This window comes from Mesorhizobium sp. M0664, assembly GCF_040320565.1.
Taxonomy (GTDB): Bacteria; Pseudomonadota; Alphaproteobacteria; order Rhizobiales; family Rhizobiaceae; genus Mesorhizobium.
Genome location: NZ_JAMYPW010000010.1, coordinates 38,438 through 51,587 on the forward strand (window position 1 = coordinate 38,438; position 13,150 = coordinate 51,587).

General features: G+C 61.1%; 13 protein-coding genes. 2 read left to right on the plus strand and 11 right to left on the minus strand.

Going from position 1 to position 13,150, the window contains the following annotated elements; translation table 11 throughout:
- Positions 1–112: 112 nt before the first annotated feature.
- The 8 genes from ccoS to ccoN form a co-directional block, all read right to left on the minus strand.
- On the minus strand, positions 113–268 hold the full coding sequence (gene ccoS, locus NKI39_RS13055) for a cbb3-type cytochrome oxidase assembly protein CcoS (protein WP_352473140.1): 156 nt from the start codon (positions 266–268) through the stop codon (positions 113–115).
- Positions 265–2,553 carry a cation-translocating P-type ATPase gene (locus tag NKI39_RS13060; protein WP_352473141.1) on the minus strand — a complete coding sequence of 763 codons (2,289 nt, stop codon included), beginning with the start codon at positions 2,551–2,553 and terminating at the stop codon, positions 265–267. Before NKI39_RS13060 ends, ccoS begins: the two co-directional genes overlap by 4 nt.
- A complete protein-coding gene (locus NKI39_RS13065) occupies positions 2,550–3,047 on the minus strand; it encodes a FixH family protein (protein ID WP_352473142.1) in 498 nt (165 codons plus the stop codon). The genes NKI39_RS13060 and NKI39_RS13065 overlap by 4 nt, the downstream gene beginning before the upstream one ends.
- Positions 3,044–4,603: a cytochrome c oxidase accessory protein CcoG gene (ccoG, locus tag NKI39_RS13070; protein ID WP_352832196.1), complete on the minus strand. Its 1,560-nt coding sequence runs from the start codon at positions 4,601–4,603 to the stop codon at positions 3,044–3,046. Before ccoG ends, NKI39_RS13065 begins: the two co-directional genes overlap by 4 nt.
- A 217-nt stretch (positions 4,604–4,820) precedes the next feature.
- Positions 4,821–5,684: a cytochrome-c oxidase, cbb3-type subunit III gene (gene ccoP, locus NKI39_RS13075; RefSeq protein WP_352473144.1), complete on the minus strand. Its 864-nt coding sequence runs from the start codon at positions 5,682–5,684 to the stop codon at positions 4,821–4,823.
- A 2-nt stretch (positions 5,685–5,686) separates the two neighbouring features.
- Positions 5,687–5,836, minus strand: coding sequence for a CcoQ/FixQ family Cbb3-type cytochrome c oxidase assembly chaperone (locus NKI39_RS13080; protein ID WP_023759205.1), 150 nt, complete (start codon positions 5,834–5,836; stop codon positions 5,687–5,689).
- A gap of 14 nt (positions 5,837–5,850) precedes the next feature.
- Entirely contained in the window at positions 5,851–6,582 is a 732-nt protein-coding gene (gene ccoO, locus NKI39_RS13085) for a cytochrome-c oxidase, cbb3-type subunit II (protein ID WP_352473146.1), read from the minus strand.
- Between the two features lie 11 nt (positions 6,583–6,593).
- Positions 6,594–8,204: a cytochrome-c oxidase, cbb3-type subunit I gene (ccoN, locus tag NKI39_RS13090; RefSeq protein WP_352473147.1), complete on the minus strand. Its 1,611-nt coding sequence runs from the start codon at positions 8,202–8,204 to the stop codon at positions 6,594–6,596.
- A 251-nt stretch (positions 8,205–8,455) separates the two neighbouring features.
- On the opposite strand from ccoN, the gene NKI39_RS13095 reads away from it, so the two are divergent.
- Positions 8,456–8,866, plus strand: coding sequence for a hemerythrin domain-containing protein (locus tag NKI39_RS13095; RefSeq protein ID WP_352473148.1), 411 nt, complete (start codon positions 8,456–8,458; stop codon positions 8,864–8,866).
- A 2-nt stretch (positions 8,867–8,868) separates the two neighbouring features.
- Here the strand turns inward: NKI39_RS13095 and NKI39_RS13100 are convergent, their stop codons facing one another.
- Positions 8,869–9,597, minus strand: a complete 729-nt coding sequence (locus NKI39_RS13100) for a Crp/Fnr family transcriptional regulator (protein ID WP_352473150.1) — start codon at positions 9,595–9,597, stop codon at positions 8,869–8,871.
- Between the two features lie 161 nt (positions 9,598–9,758).
- Between NKI39_RS13100 and hemN the strand changes: the two genes are divergently transcribed.
- Positions 9,759–11,108 carry an oxygen-independent coproporphyrinogen III oxidase gene (hemN, locus tag NKI39_RS13105; RefSeq protein ID WP_352832199.1) on the plus strand — a complete coding sequence of 450 codons (1,350 nt, stop codon included), beginning with the start codon at positions 9,759–9,761 and terminating at the stop codon, positions 11,106–11,108.
- A gap of 26 nt (positions 11,109–11,134) precedes the next feature.
- On the opposite strand, the gene NKI39_RS13110 is transcribed toward hemN, so the two are convergent.
- Positions 11,135–11,479 carry a DUF779 domain-containing protein gene (locus tag NKI39_RS13110; protein WP_352473153.1) on the minus strand — a complete coding sequence of 115 codons (345 nt, stop codon included), beginning with the start codon at positions 11,477–11,479 and terminating at the stop codon, positions 11,135–11,137.
- 71 nt (positions 11,480–11,550) lie between these two features.
- Positions 11,551–13,068 (minus strand): aldehyde dehydrogenase, encoded by a 1,518-nt coding sequence (gene adh, locus NKI39_RS13115; RefSeq protein ID WP_352832201.1) that lies wholly within the window; start codon positions 13,066–13,068, stop codon positions 11,551–11,553.
- Positions 13,069–13,150: the final 82 nt, after the last annotated feature.

Genomic DNA, 13,150 nt, shown 5'->3' on the forward strand with positions numbered 1-13,150 from the left:
TAGGGGCAACAACCCCCGGAAACAGCAATCGCGCGCGGCATAGTCGCGATGGGGAAGGGCCGTGGGAGCGGTTGGCCGCACCGGCACTGCTTGTCAGCCCCTCGGCCCTGGATCAGCGGTCCAGTCTATCTTCCCGATCGATAAGGATCCGCTCGGCAGCTCCGTCGAGATCCTCGTACTGACCACTTCTCAACGCCCATAGGAAGCCCCCCAGTCCAAGCGCACCGAGAAAGAGGGCGACGGGGATGAGGTAGGCAAGGGTGGTCATGAGGATTGCGCCAGTTTGCTGATGTCGGACACCCTGTCACGCTGAACATCCTTGGCCCGGATGTGCGACATCGAACCTTGCAGGCGCAGCGCATTTCCGATGACAAGCAGCGACGAGGCAGACATGGCGATCGCGGCGATCAGTGGCGTGACGTGCCCCAGGATCGCGATCGGCACGGCGACGGCATTGTAGACGATTGCGATCGCAATGTTCTGACGAATCAGGCTTCCTGCCTTGCGCGAGACGTCAATCGCGAGGGGAATCGCCACAAAGCTTTCGCGCAGGAAGACGAAGTCCGCCGCATTGCGGCCAATGTCAGCGGCCGTGGCCGGCGCGATCGAAACATGCGCCGCGCTCAGCGCAGGCGTGTCGTTCAGGCCGTCGCCAACCATCAGGACCTTGTGCCCGTCTTTCGCCAGGCCCTCGATGCGTTCGACCTTGCCGGATGGCAGCAGGCACGGAAGGAAGTGGTCGATGCCCAACATTTTCGAGACTTCGCCGCAGGCGCTCGCGGTGTCGCCTGACAGCATTTCCACCGAAATCCCTGCATCGTTCAGCTGCTCGATCGCCGCCCTGGCGTCGGCACGCAACGCATCGTCGAAATTGAAGGTCGCGACAACGATCCCGTCTTTCGTCAGGACCGTCCCGCCATAGCCATGTTTGCCTTCGCCGCCGGTGCGGGCCTTCCATCCAGCCCATCCGCGTCTGCCCAGCCGCCAGATACTTCCGACGTCAGTTGCTTCGATACCGAACCCCGGATGCTCGGTGACGGCATCGAATTTGTGCTGCCCGCCGCCAGCGGCAAGACCGGCTATGGCCTTTGAAAAGGGATGACGCGAATGCCCGGCCATGTCGGCCGCAATCGTCAGCATGGCCGGATCGATCGAGGCCGCATTGACGAGCCGAGGCTGACCGAGCGTGAGCGTTCCGGTCTTGTCGAACACCGCTGTATCAATTGTTGCCAGGCGCTCCATGGCCGAACCATCCTTGACCATGATGCCGTTTTCGAACAGGCGCCGCGCGGCGACCACCTGGACGATCGGCACGGCGAGGCCGAGCGCGCAGGGGCATGTGATGATCAAAACGGCGATGGCGATGGTTATGGCCCGGTGCCAGTCGCCAGTTGCCGCCATCCAGCCAAGGAATGTCACGAAGGCGGTGAGATGAACAACTGGAGCATAGAGCGCTGAAACGCGGTCGGCGATGCGGCGGTACTGTGCGCGACCGCCCTCGGCGGCCTCCATCAGCCGAACCATTTCCGCCAGGAACGAATCCTTCGCGGCAGCTGTCGCCTCGATGGTCAGCGGGCCGGTAAGGTTGAGCACGCCGGCCTGGATGGCGTCGTTTGGCGCCACGCTTCTGGGCGTGCTCTCGCCCGAAACCAGCGAGCAGTCGACGTCCGATGTCCCACGCGTGATCTTGCCGTCGACGGGGATCCTTTCGCCGGCCGCGATCAGCAACAGCATGCCCGGTTCGATCTCGCCAACCGGCAGATAGTCGCGTGCGCCATCGTCGCGCAGCACCATGGCGCCACGCGCGGCCAGTTGTGACAGGCCTTTCACCGCGGTGCGGGCGCGTTCGCGCATCACGTGATCCAGCGTGCGGCCGATCAACAGGAAAAACAGCAGAGACACCGACGCGTCGAAATAGGCGTGGTCACCATGGGTGGTCGTCTCATAGAGGCTCATCGCGTAGGCCAACGACACGCCGACCGCGATCGGCACGTCCATGTTCATGCGGCCGTGGCGCAAGGCATTCCAGGCCGACTTGAAGAAGATGCCGCCGGCGAAGGCCAGTGCGGGGATGGCGATCAGTGCCGAGACCCAGTGGAACAGGTCGCGGGTCGCGCCCTCGGCACCGGACCAGACCGAAACCGACAGCAGCATGATGTTGCCCGCCGCAAAGCCGGCAACAGCGACGGCGCGGATGAGCTCCGAGAGCGTCTTGTCCTTTGCGTCGATCTCGGCTTCGAACAGATGGGCCTGGTAGCCCAGCCCCTCCAGCACGGCGACGAACGGTGGAACCTCCGCCCCACGCCACCGGACCGAGACACGCTTCGTCGACAGGTTCACGCGAGCGGCCTCGACGTGCTCGAGTTTTGCCAACGTCGTCTCGATCGCCTGGATGCAGGCTCCGCAGTGAACCGTCGGTACGGAAAGGTCGGTCTGGCGAAGATCATCGCCAAGCGATCGGCTCGCCAGCCTGATCTCCTGGCTGGAGGGCAGGACAGACGCGGCACTGACCAGGTCCAGCGCCACTTCAGCACCTGGTGCACAACAGCTCATTGCAGCGCTCTCTGGGAAATCATGATCCTGCGGACGTCGCGATACGGTCTTGCCAGACCGGCATCGGCGTCGATTTCGACAATCCAGACACCATCCCTTGGCATGTGCTGCACTGCAAACTCCTGACCCGAGGCGAGGGCGAGCGTGACGGCCTCATCCTCTTTCTCGTAAGCGGGATGGCGAAACAGCACCTTCACGCCATGCAAGGGAACCGACTTGCCGGCAGCGTCGGTGAGGCTATAGCGGACTTCGCCCCATGAGATGGTCAGCTTGCCGGTCCAGCCAAGCGCTGCCTGCGCGCGCCCTTCCTCAGCCTTCTTGTTGAATTGCTGGCTCGCCACATAGGTGTTTTCGACGACAAGACCGGTCCAGCTTGTGTTGGCAAGCGTCGCCATCGTCAGATTGACCGCAATGACCACGCCGAAAAAGGCGAGGATGATGGCCAACATGTGCCTGCCGGTGAATTCGCGGGATTTTCGCGTGGTGGCGTTCATCTGGCGATCTCCGGCGCGTTGAAGGTGGCGATGTATTCGTTCGACTCGAAACTCGCTTTGTCCTCGACCCGGAGTGTGAAGATCTGCGCTTCGCCAAGGATCTCATCAGCAGGCAGGCGCACGAAAACCTTCAACATCTTAAGCCGGTCGGGTTCGACCTGGATCGCGAAAGAACGATCGGCGGGAAGATCGACACCGACGATGCTCATCTCTGCGCCTGGCAAGCCCCCTATGGTGACGATGATCGTTCTTGGTTCGGGGATCATGTTCAGCAGCTTGACGGTGTAGCCATTGCGGATAGAGCCGTCGGACAGCGTCACGAATTGCGGATTGCGGTCATGCAAGACATTGATCTCGAGCCGGTCGCGCGTCATCAGCGAATAGAGCAGGCCCAGGCCGATCAGCCCCCACATAGCTATGTACACGTAGGTGCGGGGACGAAAGATCTTGCGGATGTGGAAATGAGCCACACTGTCTAAAAACAGGCCGTCAGCGGTTCTGACCAGCGACGGATTGACTGCAATGGAACCGCCCGCGGTCGCTAGCATCATGTTGGCGTTGTAGTCGGAGAGTGTCGCGTAGGAGATCAACCCGCGCTCCTTGCCAAGCTTGTCCATGACGCCGTCGCAGGCGTCGATGCAGAGCGCGCAGGTGATGCATTCAAGCTGTTGGCCGTCGCGAATGTCGATCCCCATCGGACAGACGGCGACGCAGGCATTGCAGTCGACGCAATCGCCGATAGCCTTCCCCGCGGCTTGCGCCTTCTTGGCGTGACGTGAGCGCGGTTCGCCGCGCCAGTCGTTGTACGTGACGGTGAGCGAGTTTTCGTCGAGCATGGCTGCCTGGATGCGCGGCCATGGGCACATATACGTGCAGACCTGCTCGCGCATCAGCCCGCCGAACGTATAGGTCGTCGCTGTCAGCACGGCGACGGTGATATAGGCGACAGGCGCTGCCGTGCCGGTGAAGAGTTCGCGGAGCAGGATCGGCGCATCGGCGAAATAGAAGATCCAGGCGCCGCCGGTCGCCGCACCTATGACTAGCCAGATGGCGTGTTTCGACACCCGCAGCACGAGCTTGCGGGCAGTCCACGGCCCGGCGTCAAGCTTCATGCGCGCGTTGCGGTCGCCCTCGATGGCCCGCTCGACGACCAGGAACAGGTCGACCCATACCGTCTGCGGGCACGTATAGCCGCACCAGGCACGACCGACGGTCGACGTGATCAGGAAGAGACCGACGCCGGCCATAACCAGAAGGCCGGCGACGTAGTAGAATTCCTGCGGCCATATCTCGATGAAGAAGAAGTAGAAACGCCGATTTGCGACATCGAGCAGCACGGCCTGATCAGGGGCAAACGGGCCACGGTCCCACCGCAGCCACGGCGTCAGATAATAGATGCCAAGGGTGACCGCCATCACCAGCCATTTGAACTGACGAAAATTCCCGGAGGCCCGTTTCGGGAAGATCTTCTTGCGCGCGGCATACATCGGCTGTCGCACTTTGGCGGAGTTGATCGCCTCGGCTTCGAGCCGTTCTACCTGCGTATTGTCCAGCACTGGTCTCTCCCGTCACGGAGCTTGTGATTTCGCCGGGCACGTGACCTGGCTGGGTGCAGACAGGTGCGCGAAATACAGCGTCGAGCGGATTTTGCCGTCGACTGGATTGCGCCGCGTTGATGCAGGTCAATCGCCGGGTACACGCAAACAAATCGAGGCCCGGCAGAGCCGGGCCTCGTCGCTTGGACGGTGAGGGCCGGAGAATAGCCCCCCGTTCCTATTCTCCACCGCCTAGCGAATGCACGTAGACCGCCAGCTCCTTGATCCTGGTTTCGCCCAGCCGCGCGCCCCAGGCCGGCATCACGCCCTGTTTCGGCGCGGCGACCTGGGCGGCGATGGCCGCTTCGCCCGATCCGTAGAGCCAGATGGCATCGGTCAGATCAGGAGCGCCGAGCTCCTTGTTGCCGATTGCATTGTCGCCGTGACAGGCCACGCAGTTTTCGGCAAAAACCTTAGCGCCGGGCACCACCAACGATTGATCGCCGACGGTTTGGGACAGGCTAGCAACATAGGCGCTGACCTGTTTGATCTGGTCTGCGGTGATGATGTCGCCGAAGGCTGGCATTTCCGACAGGCGCGTATCCGGATCGGAGGCGAAGCGGATGCCATGCGTAATCGTCTGCTGGATCTGGTCCGCCTTGCCGCCCCACAGCCAGTCGTCGTCATTGAGGTTGGGGAAGCCCTTGGAGCCCTGGGCGCCGGAACCATGGCACTGCACGCAATTGAGCTTGAACGCGGCGCCGCCGGCAGCGACCGCGAATTCGCGCAGTGTATCGTCGGCGGCAATCTCAGAGACGTTTTTCGATTCTATTGCCGTGACGTATTTGCCCTTGGCCACCTCGGCCGCCATCAACTCGTGACCGACCTCGTTGCGGCTCGAATAGCCAAGCACGCCCTTGCTTGCCGAATGCAGCAGAGGCCATGCCGGATAGGCGATGGTGTATCCGATCGCCCAGACAATGGTGATGTAGAAGGTAATGACCCACCAGCGCGGGAGCGGGTTGTTCAGCTCGCGAATACCATCCCATTCATGACCAGTGGTCGAAACGCCAGAGATCTCATCGATATGCTCGTCGCTCATGATCACTCGTCCTCAAGAGGAATCCGGGCAGCTTCGTCGGCAAGCTTGCGGCTGCCGGGGCGCAGGGCAAAGGCGATCGCGCCGACAAAGAACAGAGCCATGGCGACCAGACCCCAGCTGTCGGCGAACTCCCGCATCAAATTGTAATCCATGGGTAAAACTCCTCTCAGCGGTAGCCGGCGGCTTCGTCGTAGTTCTTGAAATCGACCAGCGTGCCGAGCATCTGGAGATAGGCGACGAGGGCATCCATTTCGGTGACCTGTTGCGGGTTGCCGTCGAAGTCGCCGATCTTGGCTTTGGGGTAGCGGGCATCGAGGCCGGATGTGTCGGCGTTGGGATCGGCTTGCGTCATCAGATCGGCGTTGGCGTGCGCGATCATGTCGTCGGAGTAGGGGACGCCGACCCGCCTGTTGGCGACCAGATGCGTAGAGAAGTCCTTCACATCGATCGGCGTGTCTTTCAGGAACGCATAGCTCGGCATGATTGATTCAGGCACCACCGAACGCGGATCCGTAAGGTGCTCGACATGCCATAGATTAGAGTAGCGGTCGCCAACCCTGGCGAGGTCCGGTCCGGTGCGCTTCGATCCCCATTGGAAAGGATGATCGTACATCGACTCGGCCGCCAGACTGTAGTGACCATAGCGCTCGACCTCGTCGCGGAATGGCCTGATCATCTGGCTATGGCAGAGGTAGCAGCCCTCACGCACATAGATGTTGCGCCCCACCAGTTCGAGTGGCGAGTAAGGGCGCATGCCTTCCACCTTCTCGATCGTGTTGTCGAGATAGAAGAGCGGTGCGATCTCGACGATGCCGCCGACCGTCACCACAAGAAGAGAGCCAACGAGAAGAAGCGTAGCGTTCTTCTCGATGATCGCGTGTTTGTCCATCAAGCCCATTGTCTGGCTCCTTATTCGGCAGGCTGAAGGGCGGGAACAGCGCCGGGCATCGGCTCCTCCTCGCGCTGGTAGCCGAGGATGGTCATGGCGATGTTCCAGGCCATGATCAGGGCGCCGGAGAGGTACATGGCCCCGCCGATGGCGCGCATGACATAGTAGGGGTGCATGGCGGCCACGGTTTCGGCAAAGGAGTAGACCAGGAAGCCCTGCTCGTCGTATTCGCGCCACATCAGGCCCTGCATGATGCCAGACACCCACATGACGGCCGCGTAGACGACGATGCCGAGCGTCGCCAGCCAGAAGTGCCAGGTGACCAGCCGCAGCGAATAGAGCCGTTGGCGATTCCAAAGCTTCGGCACCATGTAATAGATCGCGCCGAACGAGATCATCCCGACCCAGCCGAGCGCACCGGAGTGCACGTGACCTATGGTCCAGTCGGTATAGTGCGACAGCGAATTGACCGTCTTGATCGACATCATCGGGCCCTCGAAGGTCGACATGCCGTAGAAGGCGATGGCCATCACCATCATGCGGATAATGGGATCGGTGCGTAGCTTGTCCCAGGCGCCCGACAGCGTCATCAGGCCGTTGATCATGCCGCCCCATGACGGCATCCACAGCATGATCGAAAACACCATGCCGAGCGTCTGCGCCCAGTCGGGCAGGGCGGTGTAGTGCAGGTGATGCGGACCGGCCCAGATGTAGAGGAAGATGATCGCCCAGAAGTGGATGATCGACAGGCGGTAAGAATAGACCGGCCGGTTCGCCTGCTTGGGCACGAAGTAATACATCATGCCGAGGAAGCCGGCGGTGAGGAAAAAGCCGACCGCGTTGTGGCCGTACCACCATTGCGTCAGGGCGTCCTGGACACCGGAAAAGGCGGAGTAGCTCTTGGAACCCAGGAATGAGGCCGGCATCGACAGGTTGTTGACCACATGCAGCATCGCGATGGTGACGATGAAGGAGAGATAAAACCAGTTGGCGACGTAGATGTGCGGCTCCTTGCGCTTCAGGATCGTGCCGAGGAACAGGATGAGATAGGCGACCCAGACGATGGTCAGCCAGACGTCTACATACCATTCGGGCTCGGCGTATTCGCGGCTCTCGGTGATGCCGAGCAGGTAGCCGGTCGCCGCCATAACGATGAAGAGCTGGTAGCCCCAGAACACGAACCAGCCGAGATCGCCGCCGAACAGCCGAGCGCGGCAGGTTCGTTGCACGACATACAATGACGTGCAGAGCAGCGCATTGCCGCCGAAGGCGAAGACGACGCCCGACGTATGCAATGGCCGTAAACGGCCGAAGTTAAACCAGGGCTGAATGTTGAGATCGGGGTAGGCAAGTTGCAGCGCAATGACGACGCCGACCAGCATGCCGACGACACCCCAGAACATGGTGGCGATGGCGCCATAGCGGATTGGCCCATCCATGTAGGCGGACGGGTCGATCGGAGCAGCTACTTCGAAACTCGTGTTGCGAATGAGGATGGCGACAAAGCCGAGCAGCACAAAAAACAGGACCCACATATGCTGCCGGAATGGCTCGTCCACACCGAACCCGGCTGCCACAAGGGCCGCAAATGTGAACAGGCCCAAGGCGAAGATTTGCGTGCCGAACTTCATGAGATGTCCCCGACCTCGGATTGGGATGCGCGGATACCAATCCGCTTGACACCAATTCCGCAGTCGCGGTGTCGCCGCCTTGATCCATGTCAAAGCTCAGCCCTTTCGGATTGGGCAGCGTGGCCCTTGCAAACGACCGGAGGCCGACGTTGAACCGGAAGAAATGGCAGGGATCGCCGCTGTTCGACGAAGGCGATGAAAATCCCATACCAGCTGGTCGATCCAGCAGAGAAGCGGTCCCGGCTGCCGTCATGAGGCGCGCGCACAGGGAAAAGCTGCAGCTCTGCGATGCTTTGGAGACAATTGCAGATGCCTTGCCCAGGGTCGACCGTCTGAAGTGCCTCGGCACGGCCAACGCGATCATTCCGCTGCTGCGCGACATTCATCGATACGAAGAGACGGTCATCTTCCCCGCCTATGAGGAGGCCACGGGAGGCAGCAATGCGAACCTTGCCTCAACCAGGCGCTTGCGGGCCGAACATGTCGAGGATGAATGCTTTGCCGGCGAGGTGACCGAAACTCTGCTGGCCATCGGTCACGGCGAGACGGTCGAGAACCCCGAAGCCATCGGTTTCATGTTGCGCGGCCTGTTCGAGAGCTTGCGCCGGCACATCGCGTTTGAACGCGAGCACGTCCTGCCGATGATCGGGATCGTCGATTGATCCTAGTCGCCAGAGCGTCGTTGTAGCCGGGTCAGCTTGTCGACGGTGACTTCCCGATTGTTCTCGATCCGGATCACTCCATCTGATCGCAGTCGGGTTAGCTGCCGGCTCACTGTCTCGATCGTCAGGCCAAGGAAATCGGCGATATCGGCGCGCGTCAACGGCAGATCGAAACTTGTCGACTGAGCGGCCGGATCGAGCGTGGGATCGATGTTTCTGGCAATCATCAGCAGAAAGCTCGCCACTTTTTCCGCAGCGGTCTTGCGGCCCAGCGTGACCATCCAGTCGCGTGCCTCGTCGAGTTCGTTCAGCGTCTGCTTGAGCAGGCGGTGCTCGAGTTCTGGCGACTCTCTCATCATCCTTTCGACGGACGCCCTTGGAAACGAACACAGGGAAACGGACGTTGCGGCTTCGGCGTTGATTGCGCTTTCCACCTTGAAGGGCCGCCCCAGAAAATCGGGGGCGAACTGGAGGCCGACAATCTGCTGGCGTCCGTCCGACAGGCTCTTTGTCAGCTTCACCACGCCGGAAAGCACGTTCGAATAACTGTCGACGGTCTCGGTGTCGCCAATCAGTTCTGCGCCCGGTTCAACGGTATGCTTCGACGAGGTTTTGGCCAGGCCCACCAGTTGATCGGGATCGAGCGCACCGCATACACCATGGTGGCGCGCTTCGCATGATTGGCAAAGCACGGGAACGCCGGCGCTGTGTACATCCTGACGCACTGACACCACGATGGTCCGAGAAATCCGAAGGTGCCAGCAGGATATAGCATCCGCCCGAAAAAGCCTTGCGGCAGTTTGTCCGCGGCAAGATGGCATTGACCGAAATCAAGGCCGCCGGCGTCCAATGTGAGCAATGTCGCGCCATGCAAAGTGGAGCGGATAGAGACATGCGGTCAGAATTAGTTGCCAGACTTGGTGAGAACGTGCCGCGCTATACAAGCTACCCAACAGCGCCGCATTTTCATGCAGGCGTTGATGCTGCAATTTGTCGTGGCTGGCTGCAGGCGCTCAACGATGGCGATGAGATCTCGCTCTATCTGCACATCCCGTATTGCGACAAGCTTTGCTGGTTCTGCGCTTGCCATACCAAGCAGACACGCCACTACGAACCAGTGACCACATATCTGCGCTCACTGGATGCCGAGATCGCCACCGTCTCCAGTCTTGTCGCAGGCAAGGGCCGCGTGCGTGCCGTCCATTTCGGCGGCGGTTCGCCAACGATGCTCAAACCGGAGGATCTGGTGGCGCTGGGAACCGTCCTGCGCAACAGCTTCACGTTTCTGCCCGGTGCAAAGATCAGCGTTGAGATCGAACCCAACGATATGGACGATGCCCGCCTCGATGCACTCGCCGAAATCGGCATGACCCGTGCGAGCCTCGGCGTCCAGGATTTCGACCCGAAGGTGCAGAAAGCGATCAACCGCGAGCAGAGCTTTTTGCAGACCAAGACGGTTGTTGATGGCGTTCGTTCGCGCGGCGTCGAATCCGTCAATCTCGATCTGCTCTACGGCCTGCCGCATCAGACCAGGGAGAGCGTCGCCTCCACGGTTGCACAGGCACTGACCCTGGAACCGGACCGGATCGCGCTTTTTGGCTACGCCCATGTGCCGTGGTTCAAGAGACATCAGACGATGATCGACGAGGCGTGGCTGCCAGGGCCAGAGGAGCGATTTGCTCAATCGCAATTGGCGGCGCGGGCGATCGTGGACCAGGGATACGAAGCAATCGGCCTCGACCATTTCGCCAAACCGGGCGATGCCCTCGCGCTTGCCGCCCGCGCCGGAACACTGCACCGGAACTTTCAGGGCTATACCGAGGATCGCTGCGAGACCTTGATCGGCCTTGGTCCGTCGTCCATCAGCCAGTTTCGCCAGGGCTATGCACAGAATATGCCTTCGACCGCCGAGTATGGACGTATGGTTGCTGATGGCGGGCTGGCCGCTGTTCGGGGTATCGCGCTTTCCGACGACGACCGTGTTCGCGGCTGGATCATCGAGCGATTGATGTGTGACTTCGCCTTCTCGGCGATTGAGCTGGTGGAGCGCTTTGGCGAAGCCGGCCAAAGACTTCTCCTCGAGGCGAGTTCCACGGCTCTTGATGGTCCTGCGCGGTTGCTTGAACTTGATGGTGACCGCTTCGTCGTGCCTGCGGAAAGCCGGCCATTTGTCAGGAGCATCGCGGCAAAGCTCGACAAATATTTCGAAACCGGCAAGGCCAGGCATTCGGTAGCGGTCTGAGCATCGGCTGCAGTCGGTTGGGAAGGCTACCTCCCGATCTGAACAGCGCAGATCTTCGACCGTGTCAGGAATCGCTTCTCCCGTCCGTTATCGAGGGAGAACATGCCGCCGCGGCCAGGCACTACGTCGATGATGAGATCGGTATGCTTCCACACCTCGAATTGCGAAGCCCCGATATAGAAGGGTGCGTCGCCGATGTGGCCGAGCAACACATCCTGATCGCCGACGATGAAGTCAGCACGCGGATAGCACATCGGCGAAGACCCGTCGCAGCAGCCGCCCGATTGATGAAACAGCACTGGTCCGTGCTCGGCAACAATCTCCGCGATCAGTTCAAGGGCTTCCGGCGTCGCCGTGACTTTTGCATGCATAGTCTAATCCGGTTTCCAGCCATTATGGGCGCGGCCCCGCGCGGGGCCGCGCCTGTGGGACAAAGAGGTGATCAGAAGAAGCCGAGCTTCTTCGGGCTATAGCTGACCAGCATGTTCTTGGTCTGCTGATAGTGGTCGAGCATCATCTTGTGTGTCTCGCGGCCGATGCCAGACTGCTTGTAGCCGCCGAAGGCCGCATGCGCGGGATAGGCGTGATAGCAGTTGGTCCAGACTCGGCCGGCCTGGATCGCACGGCCGAAACGGTAGGCACGGTTGCCATCGCGGGTCCAGACCCCGGCCCCGAGGCCGTAAAGCGTGTCGTTGGCAATGCTGAGCGCTTCGTCATCATCCTTGAAGGTCGTGACAGAAACCACCGGCCCGAAGATCTCCTCCTGGAAGATGCGCATCTTGTTGTGGCCCTTGAACACCGTCGGCTTCACGTAGTAGCCGCCGGCGAGATCGCCGGGCAGGACGTTGCGCTCGCCACCGGTCAGCACCTCCGCGCCTTCCTGGCGGCCGATGTCGATATACGACAGGATCTTCTCCAACTGCTCGGACGAGGCCTGGGCACCAATCATCGTCGCCGGATCGAGCGGATCGCCCTGCACGATCGCCTCGACGCGCTTCAGCGCGCGTTCCATGAACGTATCGTAGATCGATTCATGGATAAGCGCGCGGCTCGGGCAGGTACAGACCTCGCCCTGGTTTAGCGCAAACATGACGAAGCCTTCGATCGCCTTGTCGAAGAAATCATCGTCCTCGGCGACAACATCCTTGAAGAAGATGTTTGGCGATTTGCCGCCCAATTCCAGTGTTACGGGGATAAGGTTCTGGCTGGCATATTGCATAATCAGCCGGCCCGTCGTGGTCTCGCCGGTAAAGGCGATCTTGGCAATGCGCGGCGACGACGCGAGTGGCTTGCCCGCCTCGAGACCAAAGCCGTTGACGATGTTGAGCACGCCCGGCGGCAGCAGATCGCCAACAAGGTCGGCCCACAGCAGGATGGCAGCCGGGGTCTGCTCGGCAGGCTTCAGCACGACGCAGTTTCCCGCGGCAAGCGCGGGAGCAAGCTTCCAGCATGCCATCAGCAGCGGAAAGTTCCAGGGGATGATCTGGCCGACCACCCCGAGCGGCTCATGGAAATGATAGGCGACGGTGTCGTCGTCGATCTGGGAAAGGCTCCCTTCCTGGCCGCGCACGGCGCCCGCGAAATAGCGGAAATGGTCGATGGCCAAGGGCAGGTCGGCGGCGGTTGTTTCACGGATCGGCTTGCCGTTGTCCCATGTTTCAGCGCATGCGAGGAGATCGAGGTTCTCCTCCATGCGGTCGGCGATGCGGTTGAGGATGAGTGACCGCTCAGCAACGCTGGTGCGCCCCCAGGCGTCCTTGGCGGCATGTGCCGCGTCCAGGGCCACCTCGATGTCCTGGGCATCCGAGCGCGCCACCTCGCAAAGTAGCTGACCGTTCACCGGCGAGAAGTTCTCGAAGTAGCGGGCGGCGCGGGGCTCGGCCCATTTGCCGCCGATGAAATTGCCGTAGCGCTTGTCGAAGGGCGCCTTGACCGAGCGTGAGAATTCAACCTTGTTCATGCGTATTCCTCCCAAAGCTGACGTCGCGGGATGCGACGCTTCGGAAGAGACTTGCGATTTCCGCCTGTGGTTGTCACCGTAC

Bases quoted from the DNA above. Each gene is read 5' to 3' on its own strand.
- ccoS (WP_352473140.1), bottom strand. From the start codon at position 268: ATGACCACCCTTGCCTACCTCATCCCCGTCGCCCTCTTTCTCGGTGCG.
- NKI39_RS13060 (WP_352473141.1), bottom strand. From the start codon at position 2,553: ATGAGCTGTTGTGCACCAGGTGCTGAAGTGGCGCTGGACCTGGTCAGT.
- NKI39_RS13065 (WP_352473142.1), bottom strand. From the start codon at position 3,047: ATGAACGCCACCACGCGAAAATCCCGCGAATTCACCGGCAGGCACATG.
- ccoP (WP_352473144.1), bottom strand. From the start codon at position 5,684: ATGAGCGACGAGCATATCGATGAGATCTCTGGCGTTTCGACCACTGGT.
- NKI39_RS13080 (WP_023759205.1), bottom strand. From the start codon at position 5,836: ATGGATTACAATTTGATGCGGGAGTTCGCCGACAGCTGGGGTCTGGTC.
- ccoO (WP_352473146.1), bottom strand. From the start codon at position 6,582: ATGGGCTTGATGGACAAACACGCGATCATCGAGAAGAACGCTACGCTT.
- ccoN (WP_352473147.1), bottom strand. From the start codon at position 8,204: ATGAAGTTCGGCACGCAAATCTTCGCCTTGGGCCTGTTCACATTTGCG.
- NKI39_RS13095 (WP_352473148.1), top strand. From the start codon at position 8,456: ATGAGGCGCGCGCACAGGGAAAAGCTGCAGCTCTGCGATGCTTTGGAG.
- hemN (WP_352832199.1), top strand. From the start codon at position 9,759: ATGCGGTCAGAATTAGTTGCCAGACTTGGTGAGAACGTGCCGCGCTAT.
- NKI39_RS13110 (WP_352473153.1), bottom strand. From the start codon at position 11,479: ATGCATGCAAAAGTCACGGCGACGCCGGAAGCCCTTGAACTGATCGCG.
- adh (WP_352832201.1), bottom strand. From the start codon at position 13,068: ATGAACAAGGTTGAATTCTCACGCTCGGTCAAGGCGCCCTTCGACAAG.